General features: G+C 67.6%; 23 protein-coding genes. 8 read left to right on the top strand and 15 right to left on the bottom strand.

Features of this window, described 5'->3' with window-relative positions:
• Positions 1 to 127: 127 nt before the first annotated feature.
• From AC5P5X_RS15545 to AC5P5X_RS15510, 8 genes are all read right to left on the bottom strand, one after another.
• The gene (locus tag AC5P5X_RS15545; protein ID WP_005411979.1) at positions 128 to 1,495 is read right to left on the bottom strand and encodes a leucyl aminopeptidase family protein; all 1,368 of its coding nucleotides are present in this window, start codon (positions 1,493 to 1,495) and stop codon (positions 128 to 130) included.
• A gap of 3 nt (positions 1,496 to 1,498) precedes the next feature.
• On the bottom strand, positions 1,499 to 2,218 hold the full coding sequence (locus AC5P5X_RS15540; protein WP_329762659.1) for an HAD family hydrolase: 720 nt from the start codon (positions 2,216 to 2,218) through the stop codon (positions 1,499 to 1,501).
• A 74-nt stretch (positions 2,219 to 2,292) separates the two neighbouring features.
• Entirely contained in the window at positions 2,293 to 2,610 is a 318-nt protein-coding gene (locus tag AC5P5X_RS15535) for a hypothetical protein (RefSeq protein ID WP_223846454.1), read from the bottom strand.
• Positions 2,611 to 2,851: 241 nt separating this feature from the next.
• Positions 2,852 to 3,961: an AI-2E family transporter gene (locus AC5P5X_RS15530; protein ID WP_111189588.1), complete on the bottom strand. Its 1,110-nt coding sequence runs from the start codon at positions 3,959 to 3,961 to the stop codon at positions 2,852 to 2,854.
• A 67-nt stretch (positions 3,962 to 4,028) separates the two neighbouring features.
• Positions 4,029 to 4,490, bottom strand: coding sequence for a hypothetical protein (locus AC5P5X_RS15525; RefSeq protein ID WP_005411983.1), 462 nt, complete (start codon positions 4,488 to 4,490; stop codon positions 4,029 to 4,031).
• Positions 4,487 to 4,957 carry a phage holin family protein gene (locus tag AC5P5X_RS15520; RefSeq protein WP_005407741.1) on the bottom strand — a complete coding sequence of 157 codons (471 nt, stop codon included), beginning with the start codon at positions 4,955 to 4,957 and terminating at the stop codon, positions 4,487 to 4,489. Before AC5P5X_RS15520 ends, AC5P5X_RS15525 begins: the two co-directional genes overlap by 4 nt.
• Before the next feature lie 8 nt (positions 4,958 to 4,965).
• Positions 4,966 to 5,331, bottom strand: a complete 366-nt coding sequence (locus tag AC5P5X_RS15515) for a hypothetical protein (RefSeq protein ID WP_004153835.1) — start codon at positions 5,329 to 5,331, stop codon at positions 4,966 to 4,968.
• 101 nt (positions 5,332 to 5,432) lie between these two features.
• Entirely contained in the window at positions 5,433 to 6,866 is a 1,434-nt protein-coding gene (locus AC5P5X_RS15510) for a Do family serine endopeptidase (protein WP_012478904.1), read from the bottom strand.
• A 491-nt stretch (positions 6,867 to 7,357) separates the two neighbouring features.
• Here AC5P5X_RS15510 and AC5P5X_RS15505 point away from each other — a divergent pair, with 491 nt between their 5' ends.
• Positions 7,358 to 8,266 carry a histone gene (locus AC5P5X_RS15505; RefSeq protein WP_111189589.1) on the top strand — a complete coding sequence of 303 codons (909 nt, stop codon included), beginning with the start codon at positions 7,358 to 7,360 and terminating at the stop codon, positions 8,264 to 8,266.
• A 107-nt stretch (positions 8,267 to 8,373) separates the two neighbouring features.
• Entirely contained in the window at positions 8,374 to 9,057 is a 684-nt protein-coding gene (locus tag AC5P5X_RS15500) for a hypothetical protein (protein ID WP_111189590.1), read from the top strand.
• A 15-nt stretch (positions 9,058 to 9,072) separates the two neighbouring features.
• Here AC5P5X_RS15500 and AC5P5X_RS15495 read toward each other — a convergent pair whose 3' ends face one another.
• Positions 9,073 to 9,432: a DUF1428 domain-containing protein gene (locus tag AC5P5X_RS15495; RefSeq protein WP_005407745.1), complete on the bottom strand. Its 360-nt coding sequence runs from the start codon at positions 9,430 to 9,432 to the stop codon at positions 9,073 to 9,075.
• Positions 9,433 to 9,523: 91 nt separating this feature from the next.
• Positions 9,524 to 11,926 carry a S9 family peptidase gene (locus AC5P5X_RS15490; RefSeq protein ID WP_111189591.1) on the bottom strand — a complete coding sequence of 801 codons (2,403 nt, stop codon included), beginning with the start codon at positions 11,924 to 11,926 and terminating at the stop codon, positions 9,524 to 9,526.
• Positions 11,927 to 12,136: 210 nt separating this feature from the next.
• On the opposite strand from AC5P5X_RS15490, the gene AC5P5X_RS15485 reads away from it, so the two are divergent.
• Together AC5P5X_RS15485 and AC5P5X_RS15480 are read left to right on the top strand one after the other, a co-directional pair.
• Complete coding sequence (locus AC5P5X_RS15485; RefSeq protein ID WP_005407747.1) at positions 12,137 to 12,709, top strand: OmpO family porin; 573 nt, start codon at positions 12,137 to 12,139, stop codon at positions 12,707 to 12,709.
• A gap of 190 nt (positions 12,710 to 12,899) precedes the next feature.
• Positions 12,900 to 13,571 (top strand): response regulator transcription factor, encoded by a 672-nt coding sequence (locus AC5P5X_RS15480; protein WP_024956372.1) that lies wholly within the window; start codon positions 12,900 to 12,902, stop codon positions 13,569 to 13,571.
• A 7-nt stretch (positions 13,572 to 13,578) separates the two neighbouring features.
• Here AC5P5X_RS15480 and AC5P5X_RS15475 read toward each other — a convergent pair whose 3' ends face one another.
• Complete coding sequence (locus AC5P5X_RS15475) at positions 13,579 to 14,016, bottom strand: DUF6165 family protein (protein WP_043035177.1); 438 nt, start codon at positions 14,014 to 14,016, stop codon at positions 13,579 to 13,581.
• Positions 14,017 to 14,145: 129 nt separating this feature from the next.
• Here AC5P5X_RS15475 and AC5P5X_RS15470 point away from each other — a divergent pair, with 129 nt between their 5' ends.
• Entirely contained in the window at positions 14,146 to 14,844 is a 699-nt protein-coding gene (locus AC5P5X_RS15470; RefSeq protein WP_032967099.1) for a TorF family putative porin, read from the top strand.
• Here the strand turns inward: AC5P5X_RS15470 and AC5P5X_RS15465 are convergent.
• Complete coding sequence (locus AC5P5X_RS15465) at positions 14,841 to 15,989, bottom strand: MFS transporter (RefSeq protein ID WP_219625406.1); 1,149 nt, start codon at positions 15,987 to 15,989, stop codon at positions 14,841 to 14,843. The two genes, AC5P5X_RS15470 and AC5P5X_RS15465, sit on opposite strands and share 4 nt — an antisense overlap.
• Before the next feature lie 143 nt (positions 15,990 to 16,132).
• Between AC5P5X_RS15465 and AC5P5X_RS15460 the strand changes: the two genes are divergently transcribed.
• Positions 16,133 to 17,020: a LysR family transcriptional regulator gene (locus tag AC5P5X_RS15460; RefSeq protein WP_005411991.1), complete on the top strand. Its 888-nt coding sequence runs from the start codon at positions 16,133 to 16,135 to the stop codon at positions 17,018 to 17,020.
• Here the strand turns inward: AC5P5X_RS15460 and AC5P5X_RS15455 are convergent.
• Positions 16,989 to 17,456: a YehS family protein gene (locus AC5P5X_RS15455; protein WP_005411992.1), complete on the bottom strand. Its 468-nt coding sequence runs from the start codon at positions 17,454 to 17,456 to the stop codon at positions 16,989 to 16,991. The two genes, AC5P5X_RS15460 and AC5P5X_RS15455, sit on opposite strands and share 32 nt — an antisense overlap.
• Positions 17,457 to 17,539: 83 nt before the next feature.
• Here AC5P5X_RS15455 and AC5P5X_RS15450 point away from each other — a divergent pair, with 83 nt between their 5' ends.
• Both AC5P5X_RS15450 and AC5P5X_RS15445 read left to right on the top strand, forming a co-directional pair.
• The gene (locus tag AC5P5X_RS15450; RefSeq protein WP_005407755.1) at positions 17,540 to 18,028 is read left to right on the top strand and encodes a hypothetical protein; all 489 of its coding nucleotides are present in this window, start codon (positions 17,540 to 17,542) and stop codon (positions 18,026 to 18,028) included.
• Positions 18,029 to 18,115: 87 nt separating this feature from the next.
• Positions 18,116 to 18,868: an SDR family NAD(P)-dependent oxidoreductase gene (locus AC5P5X_RS15445; RefSeq protein WP_005411994.1), complete on the top strand. Its 753-nt coding sequence runs from the start codon at positions 18,116 to 18,118 to the stop codon at positions 18,866 to 18,868.
• Between the two features lie 89 nt (positions 18,869 to 18,957).
• Here the strand turns inward: AC5P5X_RS15445 and AC5P5X_RS15440 are convergent, their stop codons facing one another.
• Both AC5P5X_RS15440 and argS read right to left on the bottom strand, forming a co-directional pair.
• Positions 18,958 to 19,857 (bottom strand): SPOR domain-containing protein, encoded by a 900-nt coding sequence (locus tag AC5P5X_RS15440; protein ID WP_005411995.1) that lies wholly within the window; start codon positions 19,855 to 19,857, stop codon positions 18,958 to 18,960.
• Positions 19,858 to 19,878: 21 nt separating this feature from the next.
• Complete coding sequence (gene argS / locus AC5P5X_RS15435) at positions 19,879 to 21,567, bottom strand: arginine--tRNA ligase (RefSeq protein WP_012478915.1); 1,689 nt, start codon at positions 21,565 to 21,567, stop codon at positions 19,879 to 19,881.
• Positions 21,568 to 21,669: the final 102 nt, after the last annotated feature.

The following is a 21,669-nucleotide window of genomic DNA, read 5'->3' as shown; positions in this document are numbered from 1 at the left end:
CCTGCCTTCACGGAGCGTGTGGGTGGTCGACCCACACATCCTCGCAGAACCCGGCCGGGGCCGAAATTCAATTTTTCGTCAGATTTTCCGGGGACGGCGTGCCGACCAACGGTCGGCACCCACCCGATCAGCTGTAGCGCTGCTTCAGCATCGCCCACGCCGAGCGCAGCGCCAGCGCTTCGCCACCGGCCGGACGGCCCGGGCGCTCGCCGTCGTTCCAGGCATACACGTCCAGATGCGCCCAGCGCTGGCCGTCTTCCAGGAAGCGTTCCAGGTACAGCGCGGCGGTAACCGAGCCGGCCATGCGCGAACCGGCGTTGGCCAGGTCGGCGATGCCGCTGCTCAGGTAGCGCAGGTAGGGGCGCCACAGCGGCATGCGCCAGACCGGGTCGCGGGTCGCGTCACCGGCCTGCAGCCACTGCTGGGCCACCGTGTCGTCGTTGCTGAACAGTGCCGGCAGGTCCGGGCCCAGGGCGATGCGCGCGGCACCGGTGAGGGTGGCGAAGTCCAGCACCAGGTCCGGTTTCTGCTCACCGGCGAAGGTCAATGCGTCGCACAGGATCACGCGGCCCTCGGCGTCGGTGTTGTCGATCTCCACGCTCAGGCCCTTGCGGGTGGCGATGACCTCGCCCGGACGGAACGCATCGGGGCCGATCGCGTTTTCCACTGCCGGCACCAGCAGGGTCAGGCGCACCGGCAGCCCGCGCGCCATCACCAGGCCGGCCAGGGCCAGTGCGTGCGCGGCGCCGCCCATGTCCTTCTTCATGTTGCGCATGCCGTCGGCCGGCTTGATGTCCAGCCCGCCGGTATCGAAGCACACGCCCTTGCCGACCAGCACCAGCGCCGGGTCGGTTTCCCTGCCCCAGCGCAGCACGACCAGGCGCGGCGCACGGTGCGAAGCGCGGCCCACGGCGTGGATGGCCGGGAAATTCTGCTTCAGCAGTTCGTCGCCGGTAATCGCCTCGACCTGCGCACCATGTGCATCGGCCAGCGCGCGCGCGGCGTCTTCCAGCTGCTGCGGGCCCATGTCTTCGGTCGGGGTGTTGACCCAGTCGCGCACGCGCAGGCTGGCGGCGATCAGGTCGGCCACTTCGCCGGTCGGTGAGGCCACCAGCTGCGCCGGTGCGCGGTTGCGCTTGCGATAGCGGTCAAAGCGGTAGCTGCCCAGGCCCCAGCCCAGCTGCAGCAGCGCCAGTTCGGCGGCAGGCAGTTCATTGGCCAGCTGCCAGACGCTGCCTTCCGGCAGCGCGTGCGGCGCATGCGCATAGCTGTAGGCATCGGCACGATCACCCACGCCCATCACGGCACCGGCCAGGCCATCGGCGCCCGGCAGCAGTGCCACGCTGTGGGCGCCGGCGTTGAAGCCCTGCGATGCCAGCCACGCCTGCGTGGCAGCCGGCTGGCTGTCCTTCCAGGCGGCGAACTGCTCGCGGTCCAGCACGTACAACGGCAGCGCCGCAGCGGTGTCGGCGGTGAAACCAGTGATCTCGCTCATGCGTCAGGTACTCCGGGATGCGGCGGCGTCGAGGTTGGCATCCAACCAGTCGGCCAGGCCGGTAAGGGTGTCGAACTGCAGGTCCGGCTGCAGCTGCGGATGGGTCCAGGTGGCTGCGTCGCGGTTGATCCAGCAGCCGCGCAGGCCGGCGGCAATCGCCCCGGCCACGTCCATGTCGGCATGGTCGCCGACGTGCAGCACGTGTGCCGGTGCCACACCCAGGCGGGTGCACGCGGCATGGAAGATGCTGGCTTCGGGCTTGGCCGCGCCGTGTTCGCGCGAACCCAGCTGGAAGGCGAAATGATGGGCCAGACCGATCCGCTCCAGGTCGGCGTTGCCGTTGCTCAGCGCCGCCACCGGTACCCGTGCGGCAATGCGCGCCAGCGCGTCGATCGCATCGGGATAGCACTCCACCTGGTTGCGCGCGGCGTAGAACACTTCATACGCAGGCTCCAGCAGATCGAGGCTGGCACCGCTGGTGTGCAGTGCTTCGTGCAGGGTCAGCCGGCGCAGCGCACTCAGGTCGTGGTGGAGGTGCGGATGGGCGTGGTACAGCCGCTCGCGCAGTTCGCGCATCGCCTCCACCGGATACATCGCGGCGGTAGCGGGGCTGTGTTCGCACATCCAGGCGTGCAGGACCTGTTCGATGCGGGCGCCGATCGGAGCGAACGGCCACAGCGTGTCGTCAAGGTCGAGGGTGATGGCTTGGACGGGGAAATTCACCCCGCCATTCTACCCCTGCCCGCGCGGGCTTTCATGCGACGCGGCGGGCGGGTGGGCACTGTGGCTGGGCCGGGTCAGCGCAGGTTGTACGAGCAGGCGATGGTGGTCTGGCCGTCGAACTGCTGCACGTCCAGGTTGTGCCGCCCAACTTCCTTCGTGTAGGTGCCTGCTACCGGGTCGGACATCTTCGCCAGTGCCGCGACCTGTTCCACACTGGCCGAGCTGAAGTACGCGGTGAAACTGTCGATGCCATCCTCGCCGCTGTCGCCGTCATAGGACTGCAGCCGGTTCACGGGCTGGCCCAGCACCATCAAGGGCGTGGTCAGCCGGAACTCGCCGCTGGATTCGCCGTCCTGCACCCTTGCCGGGGCCGGTGTCAGCATCCGGGCCATGGCGTCGAACTGTATGGGCGTGAGGTGCCGCTTGCAGGTAACCGCCTCAGCAAGCTGGGTGCGCGCCTGATCGGCAGTCGGCGGTGTCGCGGCGAACGCGGGAGCGGCAATGCAGGCCAAGGCAAGGCAACGCGTGGCGAGAGAGTTCATCCGAGCGGATCCATCCGGGTAGGGCGCCATAGTCTGCCACTTCGTCCCTGTTTCTGGTTCCGCCACCTGCGTCCATCCGTTGTTGATGCCGTCACTCCAGCAGGCGTGCCCAGCCCTGCATGCCGTCCAGGCGTGCCAGCACCAGCTTGATGCACACCAGCAGCGGCACCGCCAGCAGCAGCCCGATCATGCCCCAGGCCCAGCCGAACACCATCAGCGCCAGGATCAGCACCAGCGGCGACAGCTTCATCCGACGGCCCAGCACGATCGGGGTCACCATCTGCCCTTCCAGGGTGTGCAGGCCCAGGTAGGCGGCCGCTGGCAGCAGGGCCTGCAGCGGGTCGCGGAACTCGACGAAGCCCATCAACAGCATCAGCGCCACGCCGATCAACGGACCCACATACGGCGCAAAATTCAGCAGCGCGGCCACCGTGCCCCACAGCAGCGCTTCCTGCAGGCCGATACCGAGCAGCATCAGCACGCCGGCGAACACCAGGCCGACCAGAGTGTTGATCACGCTGATGGTCAGCACGTAACGCGAGACCTCGCGTTCGATCGAACGCAGGATGTCCGTAGTGAAGCGCTGCTGCTGGCGGTTGGGGAACAGGGCGATCGCCGCGCGCTGCAGGCTCTGCCCGTAGATCATGAAGAACAGCGTCAGCAGCACCACGGCCAACACCGAGGCAGCCAGCCGCGGTGCACGGGTCAGCATGCGGTACGGGTCGTCCAGCTGGGTACGGATCAACTGCACCTTGTGGTTGCTGTCACCACCGGCCACACGGGCGAAGTTTTCCGCCGCCTGGTTGGCCTGCTGCACCGGCTTGGTCAGGTCCTGCACCTGGCGGGCGACCTTGCGCAGCTGCTGTGGGGCTTCCTGCGCCCATTCCATCGCCGGGCCGATCAGCTGCACGGCCAGCGAACCGGTCACGCCCAGGCCGGCGCCGAGGATCAACAGTGCGCCCAGCGCGCGCGGAATCCACAGCTTCTGCAGCAAGCGCAGGATCGGGTTGCCGACCAGGGCGAAGAACATCGCCAGCAGCACCGGCAGGATGATGTCCTGCGCGGCCCACAGCGTGTAGCCCACCGCCAGGGTCGCCAGCACCACCAGCGACATCGGCCCGCGCGGGCGCGACGGTGGTGGCAGCGCTGCCTCCGGCTCGTCGGGGCCGGCCGGTGGCGGGGACAGGAGGGACTCGCTCATCGACGCATCAACCGGAAAGGGGAGCGCATTATCCGCCGGCCGCGATCGGCGCGGCGGATTCCATGGATCAACGTTCGGACAGCTCGGTGGCCGCTTCGGCCGGACGCGGTCCGCGCAGGTCCGGTTCTGGCTCCGGCACGGAGCGTGGTGCCGGTGCCGGCCGTGCTCCGGCAGCGGAGGCCGCTGCCTGTGCCTGCTCGCTGGCATCGTCGGCTTCTTCGGCCGCATCGTCGGCGGTGGCCGCGGCCTGCGCCGCCATCGCCGTGGCGAACGCCGCCTGCGCACTGGCGAACAGGTTCGAGACCGAACCGACCATCTGCAGCCAGCGGGCACCGTTGACCTTGCCCGGTACCTCCAGCTTGCCGGCGATGAAGCCACCGGCAAGGCCGACCACCACGATGCGCAACGGCGACCAGCCCTGTCGCCACACCTGGCCGAGGGTGGACCAGTGGTCCTGGGTCTCGCCCAGGCGCACCGTCACCACCTGTTCGCAGCGCTTTACCCGCCGCTGCAGCGCGCCGAACTTCATGGCTTGCCCTCGGGCAGCTGCACGCCGGCATCAGGGTCGTCTTCGCTGGGTTCGTCAAACAGGCCCAGGCGTGACAGCTGACGCCGGGTGGCGTGCATGCCGGTGTGGTGGAAGAAGTAGGACACCCGCCAGATCGCATAGCCGGTGACGGCCAGGCTCAGCAGCGAGGTGATCAGCAGGGCCTGCAGCCAACTCAGGCCCCAGCTCTGCAGCAGCGCGATGAGGGTGGCGGCCATCAGCAGCCACGCCGATGCACCAAACACGATCGCCACGCCGGCCCAGGCCAGCGCACGACCGAATGCGCTGCGCGCCAGCGCGAAGTCGGCCGAGGCCAGCCGGCGCAGTGAACGCAGCGTGTGCTTGGCCGAATCGGCAGCGGCACGACCGGCCGCGCCGACCTGGCGGATGCTCTCATCCAGCGGCGGGGTGGCCGCCGGATCAGGCGCTTGCGTGTTGTCTTCGCTCACGCTGCGGCTTACTTGTCGCTGCTGCCGCGGGCCAGCTTGGCGATGATCCAGCCGGCTGCGAAGGCAACGCCGAACGAGGCCAGCGGACGTTCGCGGATCAGTTCGGCGGCGCTGTCGATCAGGTCCTTGCCCTTGTCCATCAGCGCATCGACCTGTTCCTTGGCGGCGGCACCGCCGAACTCGGCGGCGGCCAGGCCGGACAGTGCACTGTCGGACAATTCAGCCTTGACGTTGGCCTTGCCGATGCGAAGCTCGTCGGTCGCTGCACCGGTTGCACCCTTGATCGCACCGCCGGCGGCCGTAGCGGCCTGCTTCAGGTGGGAACCGGCTTCACCCAGGTGTTCCTTCAGGTTCTCGGTATTGGTGGGGCTCATCGAATCACTCCTGTTGCGATGGGGGAACGGGAGTCGGCGGTGCCGACCTGGACTGACAGCAATAACATTGCCGGGGTATAGGGGGTGTTACGGCAGGGCGATCAGCGCATCACGAGCTGGCCCTGCTGCTGGCCATTGTTGCGCAGCACGCGCAGCACCAGCGTCGGCGGGCGCTGCTGGAAGTTGGCGCGCCAGCTGGCCAGGTCGGCGAATTCACCGACGGTGGCATCGGTGATGATGTCGCCCTGCTGCAGGCCGTTGCTGGCGGCGCGGCTGCCGCGCTTGACCTCGCTGACCAGCACGCCGCTGGCGCCTGACTGGCGCAGCGACTCGGGCAGGTCGACGAAGGTGGCCCCGCCCAGGCGCGGGTCCAGGCTGTCGCCGGTGACCGCGCGTGCCTGTTCCTTCAGCGTCGCCTTGATCTGCAGCGGCTTGCCTTCGCGGCGTACGTCCAGCGTCATCGGGCTGCCGACCGCCGCCAGGCCTTCCACGTTGTGCAGGGCTTCGGCGCTGTCCACGCGCTGGCCATTGGCCGACACCACCACGTCGCCCGGCTTCAGGCCGGCGGCGGCGGCCGCCGAACCGGCCAGCACGCGGGTGATCAGCGCACCGCGGGTTTCGCCCAGGCCCAGGCCCTGCGCGATCTGCGCGGTCAGGTTCTGGCTTTCCACGCCCAGCGTGCCGCGCACCACCACGCCGTGCTTGACCAGCTGGTCGACCACGCTGCGCGCCAGGTTCGAGGGAATCGCCAGGCCCAGGCCGATGTTGCCGGCCATGCTGCCCTGCGGGTTGAAGCTGGCAGTGTTGATGCCGACCAGCTGGCCCTGCAGGTCGACCAGCGCGCCACCCGAGTTGCCCGGGTTGATCGACGCGTCGGTCTGGATGAAGTTCTGGTAGCCCAGCCCGCGGATGCCGCTGCGGCCCACCGCCGAGACGATGCCCGAAGTGACCGTCTGGCTGAAGCCGAACGGATTGCCGATGGCCACCACGAAGTCGCCCACCCGCAACTGGTCGCTGTTGCCGAGCTTGATGTCGGTCAGGTTCTGCGCCGGAATGCGGATCAGCGCGATATCGGTATCGCGGTCCGAGCCGAGGAATTCGGCCTTGACCGTGCGCCCGTCGGCCAGTGTCACCTGTACATCATCGGCGTTGTCGATGACATGGTGGTTGGTCAGCACCAGGCCCTCCCTGGCGTCGATGATCACGCCCGAGCCCAGCGATTCGTTGATGCGTTCCTGCGGGATGTCCGGGAACAGGCGGCGGAAGAACGGGTCGTTGAAGAAGGGATTGCGTACGCGCACCACCTGCTTGGTGTTGACGCTGACCACGGCCGGCATCGCCTTCTCCAGCATCGGTGCCAGTGACGGAACCTGCTGCCCGGCCACTGCGGCTGGCAGTGCCGCCATGGTCGGCACCACCGCTGGAAGCGGAGCGGCATCGGCACGGTTGTCCAGGTGGGCATTGATGCCGGTGGCAACGAAGCCACCGAAGGCGGCGGCGATTGCGAGCGTGAGCAGGGTAGGTAGCGGTCGCATGGGAGTCGGTTCGCTGGCGGGAATGGGGGCGGTTCGGCTCTACGGTAAAACAAGCTGAATGAGTGTGTCGCGATCTGGATAAATGCGCCATGAAAACCGCGCGCCGGGAACGCGGATCGCGACGACCGGCGCTGGGCCGGCGACGACAGCGGAGGCGGCGCCCGGCAGTGTGCGGACGTCAGCCGCAGGTCGCGCGGATACAGGACGATACTTGCGCAGTTCCGCGCATCCCGGTGCCGCGACGCGCCATATTGCATGCCTTCCGCGGCATCCGGGCGGGTGCACACAACCAATGCCTGTCACGACGCGGATCATGCGGCGCAGCACTGAAAAAAAGGGGTTTCCTGTAAACACGGTGTGCCTGCAGGGATGGTCGACTACACCATCGCCGTCGCAGCAGATGCGATTGGTGGCGCATGCCCCGTTCCACGATCGTCAATGTCGGTATAGCATCGCCCCGTTTTGATACTTAAGGCCCCCAGGAGGGCAACATGAGCAACGGTAATGGTGTGTCGGTCGTGACCGACGCTGTCGAGAACGTCAAAGAAACCGCCACCAACGTTGGCGAGACCATCGCCCACGCTGCCGAAGACGCAGTGAAGTCGGTCAAGAAGACCGTCAAGCGCGCCACCAAGGCTGCCGGTACCCGCGTTGCCAAGGCCAAGAAGGCCGTGGCCAAGGTCGAGAAGACCGTTGCCAAGAAGGCCGAAAAGGCTGCCAAGTCGGTCGGCAAGACTGTTGCCAACGCCAAGAAGAAGCTGGAAGCGGCCAAGAAGAACGCCAAGGCCGAAGCCGCTGCCCTGAAGAAGGAAGTGGCCAAGAAGAAGGCCGCTGCAGGCAAGGCTGTGACCAAGAAGGCCGCCGCTGCCAAGAAGACCACCAAGGCCGCCACCAAGGCTGCCGGCAAGAAGGTCGCCACCGTGAAGAAGGCTGCCACCAAGAAGGCCGCCGTCGCCAAGAAGACCGTTGCCAAGAAGACCGCGGCCGCCAAGAAGGTGGTCGGCAAGAAGGTGGTCGGCAAGAAGGTCGCCACCGCCAAGAAGGCTGTGGCCAAGAAGACCGTCGCCGCCAAGAAGGTCGCTGGCAAGAAGGCCGTGGCTGCGAAGAAGGTTGTCGGCAAGAAGGCCGCCGTCGCCAAGAAGACCGTTGCCAAGAAGACCGCCGCCGCCAAGAAGGTTGTCGGCAAGAAGGCTGCTGTGGCCAAGAAGGCCGTCGGCAAGAAGACCGCTGCTGCCAGGAAGGTTGTCGGCAAGAAGACCGCCGTTGCCAAGAGGGCAGCTGGCAAGAAGGTTGCCGCCACCCGCAAGACGGTTGCCAAGAAGGCTGCCCCGCTGAAGAAGGTCGCCGCCAAGAAGGCTCCGGCCAAGAAGGTCGTGCGCAAGGCCGCCAAGCGCAAGTAATCGCGCCGTGACCGAAGGCCCTGCCACCCACCGGGTGGTGGGGCCTTTCGCGTTTCCGGGACACTGTCCGGGGCAAGATGCAGGTTCTTTCCGCTGGAGGCCCGGGCATGCGCGGTATCGACTTCAGTTCCTGGCAGGGCGTGCTGTCCACCTTGGCTGGCCTGGTCCTGATCACCCTGCTGGGCGTGGGCATCCGCCTGCTGGTGATGCAGACCCTGCAACAGCGCCGCGAGCGCGAGAACCGGCAGATCAACGAACGGCTGCGCACGCTGATGGCGGCCTACAAGACCCTGGGCGGTTCGTTCACCGGCGAACTGGGCGTGGATCCCAGCCATCGCCGCGACCTGCGCCAGCGCGAAGATGCCGAAGGCATCGCCGAACCCCGCTCGGATCGCGCGCGCCGCATCCGCGATGCCGTTGAAGCGGCGCTGTCGGACATCCTGCTGCTGGGCACCGACGAACAGGTGCGGTTGGCTGCGCGCGCTGCCAACGATCTTGCACAGGGGCGACCGGTGCATACCCACGAACTGGTGGTCTCGCTGCGCGACTTCGTGCGCGAAGCGCTGGACCTGGCGCCGATTCCGGCCGACCTGCAGATACCGCCGCAGGGGCCGACCCGGCCGGGCAGTGCCAGTGGCAAGGGCCGCAACGACGGCGATGCCAAGGGCGGTCGTGCGGGCGGAGGCGGCGGTGGCGGAATGGGGGCCGGCATGGGCGGTGTGGGCCTCGGCGCCGGCGCCGCACTGGGCGCCGGCCATGCCTCCGCCCGCGATGAAACGGACGCGCGCTGAGCACGTCCGCCCGGTTCAGCGGGTCAGTTCGTAGATCGGCACGAAGCCACCGTAGATCATCCGCGCGCCGTCGAACGGCATCGGATTCGTCGCCGGATCAAACCTTGGGTCTTCCATCATCTTCTTCATGCCGGCGTCGCGGGTCGGCTTGTCCGGCCATTCGATCCAGGAAAACACCACCGTCTCGTCCGGCGTGGCTTTCACCGCGCCGAAAAAGTCGGTGGTCTTGCCGTGCGGTACGTCGTCACCCCAGCACTCGACCACGCGCAGCGCGCCGTACTCGATGAAAACGGGATCCCCTGTGCGTGCATGGGCGAGGAACTTCTCTTTGTTGGCGGTGGGCACCGCCAGGACGAAACCATCGATGTAGCTCATTGCCTGCCTCCGGATGGACCGTGCCGCATGCACGGCCTTCAAGTACACGACGAACCAGAGCGTCGGGGATCGACATCCTCTGGGCGCCCGTTCAGCCCGGGCCACCGGGCAGCGGTGCCAGCACCGTATCCGGTGGCTGCTGGCCGGCCAGGTGGCGTACGAAGTAGTCCCACATGCGGTGCGTGTAGGTGGCGTCGTTGCGGAACAGCTCGTGGTCCTGCCGGGCCAGGTACAGCAGGTCGTAGCTGCGCTGGGCCTTGTTCAGGGCGGCGGCCAGCTGCAGGGTCAGCGCCGGCGGTGCGTTTTCGTCCAGCTCGCCATAGACCAGCATCAGATGCCCGCGCAGGTTGCCGGCCAGCGCTGCGTTGTCGAGCCCGGCAAAGGGCGCCGGCACGCCATCGGTCATGGCCGTGGCTGGCAGCACGCCACCGAACAGCCGGTCCATGCCGTGCAGGGCGCCGCCGTACATGCCCTGGAAATTGTGACTGCCGGCCGAGGCCACGCCCACCTTGTAGAACGCCGGGTAGCGCAGCAATGCCCGCGCCGCGCTGTAACCGCCGAACGAATGCCCGTAGATGCCGACCCGCTGCAGGTCGATGCCCGGGTAGCGTTCGCCCAGCTGGCGCAGCGCGGCCACATGGTCATCCAGCTGCACATCGGCGCCGTGCAGGAAGCTGCTGTCATGGAAGGCCTTGTCGCGGCCGCCGGTGCCGCGCGCATCGATGCCGGCCACCACGAAGCCAAGCTCGGCCAGGCTGGCGCGTGACACCGGATTCAGCGCGGACACCGCTTCGGCGTAGGTCACCGGGGCATTGCTGATGAAGGCGCCGCCGTACATCGCATCGATCACCGGGAAGCTGCCGTCATCGCGATAGTCGCGGGGCAGGTAGACGGTGGCGAAGATCGGCGTGCGCCCGTCGGCGGCCAGCAGACGTTCGCGCTGCGGTGGGCGCCACCCCGCAGCAAGCACTGCCCGGTTGTCCGCCGCTTCCAGCACCAGCAGCTCGCGACCGTCATCGCTGGCCCGCAGCACGGTGCGTGGTGGCTGGTCGAGACGGGAAACGGTATCCACCAGATAGCCACCACTGGGCGACAGCGCCTGGGGTGCGCGCCCACCGAACAACGCGCCGGTACCGGCATCGGCCATGTGGTCGTTGCCATCGGCGGCCAGGCGCTGGATCGGCCCTCCCTGCAGCGATATCCGGTACAGGCCGCGCACGTAAGGATCGCCCGCGTCGACGCCACCGGCGCTGAAGTACGCCCAGCCACCGACAGCGTCCACACCCAGCAGGTCGCGCACCGCCCAGTGGCCGCGGGTGAGCTGGCGCAGCACTTTGCCATCGGACAGGCGCACCCGGTACAGATGGCCCCAACCATCGCGCTGCGAGAACCACACGGCGGTGTCCTGCCCGGGCAGGATGGCCACCGCTGGCCGGTTGTAGGAATACACGTTGAGCTGCAGGCGAGTGTCGCTGGCTTCTTCCAGAACCGTGCGCAATGCACCGCTGCTGGCATCGATCTCCACCAGGCGCAGCCTGCGCGGTGTGCCGAAGTGCGCGATCACGGCATACAACCGATCGCCGTCCCAACCCAGGATGCCGGCCTCACTGAGCGTGTTCCAGCCCTCGGGCAGCGCGATGTCATGCTGCCTGCCGCTGCGGGTATCCACCACAAACAGGGTGTCGCGCACCTGCTGTGCATCGCCCAGCACCCCCAGCTTCACGGTATGCACGCGCGGCCGCGCGCTGTGGGTCGGGCTGCTTTCCAGATAGGGGTAGTCCTGCAGCGCGCGTTCGTCGTAGCGGATGCCGGCCACGTAGCGCCCGTCCGCAGACCAGCCAACCGCGAACGGCCGCACCGCCATCCGGCCCTGACGGCGTGGAATACCGCGCAGGGCGAAGTCCGGCAGCACGCCATAGCCATTACCGGCTTCTCCGCCGTGGGTCAGTGCCCGTGGCGCCGTGCCAGGCGACTGCAGCCACAGGTTGTTGTCGCGCACCTGCAGCCACGCATCGCCTACGGGCGAAGGCAGTGCATCGGCCGGCGGCCGCGCATCCGGCGAACGTGCGCATTGCCAGCGCGGCCATTGGCAATCGACGGGCACTTCTCCGCTGAACCGCAGGCGCAGGCCATCGTCCGCCTGCTGCACGCTGGCCAGGCGCAGGCGTGGCCCGCTGGCACCGAGCGGTGCAACCGCAGCGTCCAGCGCAGTGGGTTCGAACAGGGTCTGGCGTGTCGCCTGGACGGGATCGACCAGTACCGCCTGGCGCCGGCCCTGAGTGTCTTCGCGCTCATACCAGAATCGTCCATCGGCCAGCCAGTGGGGCAGGACCGAAGCATTGCGCAGCGCACCGCGCAGATGACTGTCATGCACGCGTTCGGCGCGCTGGTAGTCGGTCGCCTGCAGCGCACGTGCAGTGTGTGGCGACAAGAGGGCAATGCAGGCAAAGACAGCGGCGCGGACACACGTCCGCAGCGGATCGGAAACGAGCAAGGCAACCTCCTGTTGCAATCGTCGAAGGATTACAGATGCACGCGCGCCGCGCGCGTATGCCAGACGGAGCCTGAATCAAGCCCAAAAATTCAGCAATGCGAAGACCACTGTTTTCAGGGAGCGTTGTGGCGAATAACGGAGAATTTACATTCCCGATGCGATGGCGCCCTGGCGCTGCTGCACACCATAAGAAAGTAAAGGTGTACCCCCATGAAGAATTCGCTGATTGCTCTGGCCCTGGCCGCTGCCCTGCCGTTCACCGCTTCGGCTGCTGAGAACCTGTCGTACAACTACGCTGAAGCCGACTACGCCAAGACCGACGTCGATGGCATCAAGGCTGACGGCTGGGGCGTCAAGGGTTCCTACGGCTTCCTGCCGAACTTCCACGCGTTCGGTGAATACAGCCGTCAGGAAGTCGACCACACCAACATCAAGGTTGACCAGTGGAAGGTCGGTGCCGGCTACAACGTCGAAATCGCTCCGTCGACCGACTTCGTTGCCCGCGTTGCCTACCAGAAGTTCGATCGCAAGCACGGCCTGGACTTCAACGGCTACAGCGCTGAAGCCGGTATCCGCACCGCCTTCGGTGCCCACGCCGAGGTCTACGGCATGGTCGGCTACGAAGACTACGCCAAGAAGCACGGCGTCGATATCGACGGCCAGTGGTACGGTCGCCTGGGTGGTCAGGTCAAGCTGAACCAGAACTGGGGCCTGAACGGCGAGCTGAAGATGAACCGCCACGGCGACAAGGAATACACCGTCGGCCCGCGCTTCAGCTGGTAATTGCTTCCTCGGCGCGCCTGCGCGCTGAAGATGCCTCGACAGGCCCGGCCCATGCCGGGCCTGTTGCGTTTCCGGCTGGGCAAACGCTACCTGACCGTGTTGAGGTGGACGGGCGGCATTGCAACGAATTGGATTCCGCAGGCGTCGGCTGCGCCCTAGGGTGAGTGGCCTGTCCTGCAGGAATGCAACGATGCCCCCGTTTCCCTCGCCCCGCGATTCTCCCTGCCGCTTGTTGCTGCTGGATCCGCATCCACTGTTGCGGCATGGCGTGCAGGAACTGCTGGCCCGGCAGGCGGGCCTGCAGGTCGATGGAAGCTATGGCCGCAGCGGTGATCTGCTGCAGCGCCTGCAGCAGCAGGCAGCTGCGATCGATCTGCTGCTGGTTGACGCCTTGCCGATCGGTGACAGCGGGGAAGGCCTGGAACTGCTGCGGCACGTGTCACGACATTGGCCGGCAGTGCCGATCCTGGTGCTGTCCGCACACTGCAACGCGGGTGTCGTGTCCTTGGCCCTGCAGGCCGGTGCGCGCGGATTCCTGTCCAAGGCCTGCGCGCCGCAGATGCTGCTGCGCGCAGTGAGCGTGGTCGCCCGCGGCGGGCGCTTCGTGCCGCCGGAGCTGCGTGCACAGTTGAACCAGTCCCGCCGGCAGCGCCAGCAGTCCATGCGTTCACCACGGTTGAGTACGCGCGAGCGCGCTGTCCTGCAGTGGGTGCTGCGTGGCTGCAGCACCGGCGAGATGGCACGCCGCAGCGGGCGTGCGGCCAGCACCATCAGCACGCAGAAGCGAGCGGCCTACCGCAAGCTGGGCATCCGCAACGATGGCGAGCTGTTCCGCTTCCGCCATCTGATCGACGCTGATTGAGGCGGGGTTACTCGCCCTGGTACTGCTTTTCTTCGACCAGGGCCGAACCGGCCACGCGGTTGATCTCGTTCTTCACCTGCACGCGCTCGCCATTGGTGCCATAGACACCGCGTGCCAGCTGGATGAAGGCATCGTCGAACACCTGGGCCGCTTCCTTGTCGCGCAGCTGGTCCTGGATGTCCCACATGCGCTCGTTGATCACCTTCAGCTGCTGCTTCAGCGCGGCCAGTGCCGGTTGTGCGTGCAGCAGCTGCTGCAGCAACGGCAGCAGGCCGTCCAGCTCGGTGCGGACGTTGGCCAGCTTGGCGGCATCGTCGATGCGCTCGGCCTTGATCTCGAGAATGGTGATCTTGTCGATCAGCTCGCCGATCGATACCGGAGTCAGGATGGCGTCCACGCGGTTGGTTCCTGGAAACAGGGCGCCATGATACCGCGCTGCTGGCATTGGCCGCAGTCCACGGGATTTACGCCGAATTTGCGCCACGGGCCCGGCAGCACCCTCGATCCGTTACGGCCCTCGCCTCGACACTGCGTTCCCGGCGGCGTGACCGCCTTCGACGAGGAACACAGTGCAGTGAACAGCAAGGGGATGATGGCGGCGCTGGTGGCCGCCCTGGCAGGGCTGCTCGGGATCGGCAGCGCGCAGGCACAGGTGCAGGTCAGTGGCAGTGCGGCGTTGACCAGTGACTACGTATGGCGCGGCAGCTCGCAGAGCGACGGCGACCCGGCGGTGCAGGCCGGCGCGAAGGTCTCGATCCCAGCGGGCTGGTACGCCAGCGTGTGGGGGTCCAACGTTTCGTTCAAGCCGGACAATGGCGCGCGCAGCGAGTTCGACCTGGTGGCGGGCTGGTCCGGCGCACTGGCACCGGACTGGAGCCTGGATGCCAACCTGACCCGTTACGTGTACCCGGGCACCGGCCGCGCGCTGGACTGGACCGAGCTCAACACCACGGTGACCTGGAAGCAGCGCGCCTGGCTGCAGGTCGCCCATTCCAACGATGCGTTGGCCGGTGGCCATCGCGGTACCTATGCCCAGCTGGGTGTGCGTGTGCCGTTGCACGAACGCCTCCGCCTGGAAGCAGCGGTGGGCCAGTACTGGCTGGCCACCGCGCAGGGCCCGGACTACCTGCATGGGCAGCTCAGTGCCATCGCCTCGCTGACCCCGGCATGGGAACTGCGCGCCACCGTGCATGACACGGACAACGCAGCCAAGCGCCTGTTCCCCGGCAACGCCGGTGGGCGATGGGAGCTGGCGCTGCAGGGCAGCTTCTAGTCGGCCAGCGACGCCTGGCGCGCGCGCAGCGCGCCGGGCAGCCACAGCAGCAGGGCCAGCGCAGCCACGGCAGCGCCGGCCACGCATACGCCGGTCCAGCCGAAGCGCTGGTAGACCTGCGCAGACAGCAGCGAACCCAGCGAACCACCGATGAAATAGCCGGTCATGTAGCCGGCATTGAGGCGGTTGCGTGCCGCCGGTTGCAGTGCGTAGATCAGGTTCTGGTTGCTGACGTGCAACAGCTGTGCGGCCAGGTCCAGTACCACCACGCCCACCAGCAATGCCAGCAGCGAGTGTGCGGACAGCCCCAGCGGCAGCCACGACAGCAGCAAAAGCAGCAGTGCGATGGCGGTGGCACGCCCGGTCTGGCCACGGTCGGACATGCGGCCAGCCAGGCCGGCCGCCAGCGTACCGGCCGCACCGACCAGCCCGAACAGGCCGATGGTGGCGTCGCTGTAGGCATACGGCGGCTGTGCCAGCAGGAACGCGAGCGGGGTCCAGAAGATCGCGAACATGGCGAAGCTGCAGGCGCCCAGCAGCGTGCGCTGGCGCAGCACCGGTTCCTGCACGAACAGCACGCCGATCGAGCGCAGCAATGCGAAATAGCCCAAGCCGGCGCTGTGGTGGAATCGCGGCAGACCGCGCTGCAATGCCAGTGCGGTCAGCACCAGGGTGGCAGCGGCGATCGCATACACCAGGCGCCAGTCGCCCAGGCTGGAAAGCAGGCCGGCCACGGTGCGCGCCAGCAGGATGCCCAGCAGCAGGCCACTCATCAGCGTGCCGACCACGCGACCGCGATGTTCCGGCGCGGCCAGCGTGGCCGCGAACGGCACCAGCACCTGGGCGACCACGGAGAACAGGCCGGTGATGGCGGTGCCCACCAGCAGCCAGGTCAGTGACGGTGCGCAGGCACTGATCACCAGTCCGCCGGCCGACAGCAGGCTCATCACCACGATCAGGCGGCGGCGTTCGAACAGGTCTCCCAGCGGCACCAGCAGGATCAGTCCGGCGGCATAGCTCAGCTGTGCCGCAGTGACCACCATGCCGACCTGGCCGAACGGCACACCGAAGGCATCGGCAATGGTGTGCAGCAGTGGCTGCGCATAGTAGTTGCTGGCCACGGCCACGCCGGTAGCCACGGACATCAGCAGCACCTGCCAGCGGTGCAGAGGGGGGAGGGACGGGCTCACGCGGTGATCCAGGAAGCGGGGGGCACAGTGTCCACCTGCTGCGGCCATGATGGAAATGAATCATCATCATCCATGCCATCTGGAAACGAGATAGTTGGATGAATCTCAAGCAGCTCGAATTTGCCGTTGCCCTGGCCGAAGAGGGCAATTTCACCCGTGCCGCCGAACGCTGCCATGTGGTGCAGTCCGCGTTGAGCCACCAGATTGCCTACCTGGAGCAGGAACTGGGCACGCCGCTGTTCGAGCGCCTGCCGCGGCAGGTGAGGGCGACGGCAGCGGGTGAGGCGCTGCTGGTGCACGCACGCCAGGTGCTGGTCAGCCTGCGCCACCTGCGCGCCGACGTGGCCGCGGTCAGTGGCGAGGTGCGCGGGCTGCTGGCGATCGGGCAGATCTCCTCGCTGACCGATATCGATGTGGTGGCGATGCTGGCCGCGTTCCAGCAGGCGCACCCGCAGGTGGAATTCCAGTTGCGGGTGGACAAGAGCGAGGACCTGATCGCGCAGGTGCAGTCGCGTGACCTGGATGTTGCACTGGTGGGGTTGGCGCCCTCGGCCGGCCTGGACGGGGTCTGCCACCAGATGCTGCAGGAAGAAGACCTGGTGGCGGTGCTGGCCCCCTCGCATCGGCTGGCTAGGCGCAAGCGGCTGCCATTGACCGAACTGCAGGACGAGGCGCTGGTCGACTTCCCGCGCGGCACCGGTGCGCGGCGGCAGACCGACGATGCTTTCGTCGCCGCTGGCCTGCCGCACACAGTGCGTTTCGAGGTCAACCTGATGGAACTGGTCGAGCGCTTCGTCCGCCATGGTCTGGCGGTTGGCATCGTGCCGGCGCTGATCGCCGAAGGCTTCCAGGGCGTGGTGCGGATTCCGCTGCAGCCAACCCCGACCCGCCGCGTGCACCTGGTCTGGCAGCGGCTGCCGACACCGGCGGCGCGGGCGTTCGTCGAGGCCGTGCTCAGCCGCGCAAGCGCAGGCTCAGGCCCTTGAGGAAGTTGCGCAGCATCTGGTCCAGGCAACGCCGGTAGTTGGTGTGCCCGGGCTGGCGGAACAGCGCACCGACTTCCGACTTGGAGACGTTGAAACCGGCGCTGGCGAAGATCTCCATCAGATCGACGTCGCGCAGCTGGAACGCCACGCGCAGCTTCTTCAGCACCAGGTTGTTGTCGATGCGGGTTTCCACCGCGCGCTGCGGCTGGCTCTCGTCGCGACCGCGCAGGTGCACGATCAGGCCATCGAGGAAGTGCGCCAGCGCGCTGTCGCTCATCGCTTCGAAACCGGCTTCGTCCTCGCGGCGCAGCCAGGCCTTCACCTGTTCGGGATCCACGGCGAAGGCCGGGTCGGCCATCTGGCACAGGGTCACCACGTGGTGGTCGCCCAGGTCCAGGGAATAGCGCACGCTGCGCAGGACATCGTTGTTGATCATGGCCCATTGTACCGGCCCCTGGCGTGTCACCGGAGTGTCATCGAACTGCAGCATCGTGGGCACTCGTTCGCTGAGACCCTTGCATGCGCCGGTATCTGTTTTCCGCACTGCTGCTCGCCAGCAGCTTCGCTGCCTTCGCCCAGGACCGCTTCGTACCCGTCGAGCGGCGCCTGAGTGCATCCCAACTGGCCGAGGTCGGGCTCAGTCCAGCGCAGTTGCAGGCGCTGAACCGGGTACTGCGCGAGGCAGAGCGCGCGGCCACCGGGCCGACGGCAGCGGTGGCCCCCGCCGCTGCGCCGCTGCCTGCCAATGTGCCGGCACCGGCAGCAATGCATCTGGGCCTGGAAGAAGGACCGGTCAATGCACGCGTGGTCGGAGAGGTCGCAGGCTGGCAGCCCGGCACGCTGTTCACCCTTGATAACGGCCAGCAATGGCAGGTGATGAAGGGGCAGATGAAGCTGCGCAAGGTGCTGCAGTCGCCGCAGATCGCCGTTGTTCCAGGAATTGCCGGGCGCTGGTTCCTGCAGGTCGACGAAGACCTGCCCAAGGCCAGAGTGTTTCGCGTGCGTTGAGCCGGGGGGACGGCAGGACGGCGGGCAACTCAGGACGGGCCGGGAATGCCAGAATGGGCGTCCGGTTTTTCCCCCTGGAGTTGCCTGATGACCCGCACTGTCCTGATTACCGGCGCCACGTCCGGCTTCGGCGCCGCCGCCGTCCACCGCTTCGCCCAGGCCGGCTGGAAAGTGATCGCCACGGGCCGCCGCGGCGAACGCCTGCAGCCGCTGGTCGATCGCTACGGCAAGGACGTGGTGCATGCCGCCGCCTTCGACATCCGCGATCCGGTTGCGATGGAAGCGGCGCTGCTGGCACTGCCGCCCGCCTTTGGCGAGATCGATCTGCTGGTCAACAACGCCGGCCTGGCGCAGGGCACCGCGCCGGCACAGAGCGCCAAGTTGTCGGACTGGACCACGATGATCGACACCAACATCACCGCGCTGGTGACCCTGACCCACCGCCTGCTGCCGCAGCTGGTGGAGCGCAAGGGCGCGATCATCAACATCTCGTCGGTGGCCGGCGTCTACCCGTACCCGGGTGGCAACGCCTACGGTGGCACCAAGGCTTTCGTCAGCCAGTTCTCGCTGGGCCTGCGTTCGGACCTGCACGGCACCGGCGTGCGCGTGACCACGATCGAGCCAGGCATGGCCGAAACCGAGTTCACCGTGGTGCGTACCCACGGCGACCAGGCGGCGTCGGACAAGCTCTACAACGGCGCCAACCCGATGACCGCCGAAGACATCGCCGAACAGATCTTCTGGGTGGCCAGCCTGCCGCCGCACCTGAACATCAATCGCCTGGAACTGATGCCGGTGAGCCAGTCGTTCGCCGGTTTCCAGGTCGCCCGCGAAGGCTGACCGCCGTTTGTAGAGTCGAGCATGGCTCGACTCTGCAGAAACAAGAAAAAGCCGGGCAATGCCCGGCTTTCTCATTCACAGCGGCAGGCTTACTGGGCCTTGATCGCCATCGCCTGCAGGCCGGTGCCATCCAGCTTCTGCTTGGCTTCGGACAGTTCACCGGCGCTGCCATACGGCCCCATGCGCACGCGGTACACGGTCTTGCCGTTGATCTGTGCTGACTCCACGCGCGCCGCAAGTCCCATCATCGCCAGCTTGGCCTTGGTTGCTTCGGCATCGCCGGAGGCGCCGAAGGCGCCTGCCTGCAGGATATAGCGGGCGTTGTCGGCGGCCGCCGGTGCGGCAGTGGCCGGGGTACCCGCCGTTGCCGTTGCGGTTTCCGCGCGCGCTGCCGGCGTGGCGGCGGCGGTGCTGGTCGAGGCCGTGCTGGCCGGCGGCGTTGCCGCAGCCGGACGTTCACTCAGCGGTGCCGGCAGCGGACGGCTGGTGGCGGTCACCTGCGCGGTGCTGGACACGCTGGCGGTGGCCGCCGGTGCCGGTGCGGTCGTGGTCGCCGGCGGAACCGGCTTGCCTTCCAGTGCCGCCTGCGCGCGCTGCGCTTCGGCCTTGGCCCGGCGCTGGTCTTCGGCACGCGCGCTGGCGGCCAGTTCGGCGTCGGACATCTCGACTTCCTTGCCCGGCAGCAGGGTGTAGAAGTCGTACTGGGTGGCGGCCGGCTTTTCCGGTTCGGCCGGCTTCGGCGCAGCAGGCTGCGCGGCCGGCTGGGTACCGACATCGCTGTCGGCATCGGCGACCGGGGCCGGCTGCGCGTTCGGGTTCGGCTGCGGACCGGCGCGCAGGAAGCCATCGCCTTCGCCCTTGAACAGGTTCGGCGCCGCCAGGAACACCACGGCCGCAATCGCCACGCCAGCGACCAGCCACACCCATCCGGGGGTGCCCTGGCTGCTGCTGTTGCGTCGTGCCTGGTTTTTGCCGCGTCGTGCTGCCATGGGTACTGCGTCTCCTGATGCTTACATTTTTTCCGGGGCGCTGACGCCCAGGAGTTCGAGGCCGTTGGCCAGCACCTGCCGCGCGGCGCAGGCCAGGGTCAGCTTGGCGTTGCGATCGGCGGCGTCTTCCACCAGCACCGGCGTCCCGTGATACCACGTGTGGAACGCGTGCGCCAATTCACGCAGGTACTGCGCCACCAGATGCGGTTCCAGCGCCACGCCGGCCGCTTCCACCACTTCCGGATAGCGCGAGATCTCGTTCATCAGCAGCAGCGAGGCGTCGTCGGCCAGGCGGCCGAGGTTGGCCAGGCCGTTGCCCTGCTCGTACACCAGGCCCTTCTCCTGCGCCTGGCGCAGAAGGCTGCAGACGCGGGCATGCGCGTACTGCACGTAGAACACCGGGTTGTCGTTGCTCTGCTGGCGGGCCAGGTCGATGTCGAAGGTCAGCTGCGAATCGGGCTTGCGCGCGATCAGGAACCAGCGGGTGGCATCGCGGCCGGCTTCCTCGATCAGGTCGCGCAGGGTGAAGTAGCTGCCGGCACGCTTGGACAGCTTCACTTCCTCGCCGCCGCGCATGACGGTGACCATCTGGTGCAGCACGTATTCCGGCCAGCCCTGCGGGATGCCCACTTCCATCGCCTGCAGGCCGGCCCGCACGCGGGCCAGCGAGCCGTGGTGGTCGGCGCCCAGCTCGGTGATCGCGCGCTCGTAGCCGCGCTGCCACTTGGACAGGTGGTAGGCCACGTCGGGCACGAAGTAGGTGAAGGTGCCGTCGGACTTGCGCATCACGCGGTCCTTGTCGTCACCGAAGTCGGTGCTGCGCAGCCAGAGCGCGCCACCTTCTTCATAGGTATGACCCGACGCCTGCAGCTTGGCCACCGCTTCGGCTACCTTGCCGTCGGCGTACAGCGAGCTTTCCAGGAAATAGATGTCGAAGTCGACGCCGAACGCGGCCAGGTCCAGGTTCTGCTCGTTGCGCAGGTAGGCCACGGCGAAGCGGCGGATCGCCTGCATGTCGTCCGGGTCCTTGGCGCCGACCACGGTGCTGCCTTCCAGGTCGACGCTGGCGCCGGCCATGTAGGCGCGTGCGACGTCGGCGATGTACTCGCCGCGGTAGCCACCTTCCGGCCAGCCGTCCTGGTCCGGCGCGATGCCCTTGATCCGTGCCTGGGTGGACAGCGCCAGGTTCTCGATCTGCACGCCGGCGTCGTTGTAGTAGAACTCACGCTTGGCGTTCCAGCCGTTGGCATCGAGCACGCGCGCCACGCAGTCGCCGATCGCCGCCGCGCGGCCATGGCCGACATGCAGCGGGCCGGTCGGGTTGGCCGACACGTACTCCACGCCCACCGTGCGGCCATTGCCGGACAGGTTGCGGCCGTAGTCGTGGGCTTCCTTGATGACCGACGCGGCTTCGCGCTGGTACGCGGCCGGGGCCAGGTGGAAGTTGATGAAGCCGGGGCCGGCGATCTCGACCTTGCTCACGTCCTCGCTGCGCGGCAGCGCCTCGACCAGCGCCTGCGCCAGTGCGCGCGGATTGCTGCGCGCGGCCTTGGCCAGCAGCATCGCGGCGTTGGTGGCGAAGTCGCCGTGGTCGCGGGTCTTCGGGCGCTCGACCACGAAGTCCGGCGGCAGGGAGTCGGCGGGCAGGGTGCCATTGGCGCGCAAGGCTTCGATGCCTTGGCTGATCAGGGCGCGGAGGAGATTTTTCACGAGGCCTGCTGTGAGAATGAGCGGCGGAATCGCCCATTTTAGCGCAGATACCCGCGCCCACGCTGACCAGAACATGCCTGTGGGGGCGGCCGATGGCGCCTG

It is taken from the genome of Stenotrophomonas sp. YJH_SMC_91, assembly GCF_059368495.1.
Note: the sequence above shows the minus strand (reverse complement) of the source record. Positions and strands in the feature narration are given on the sequence as shown.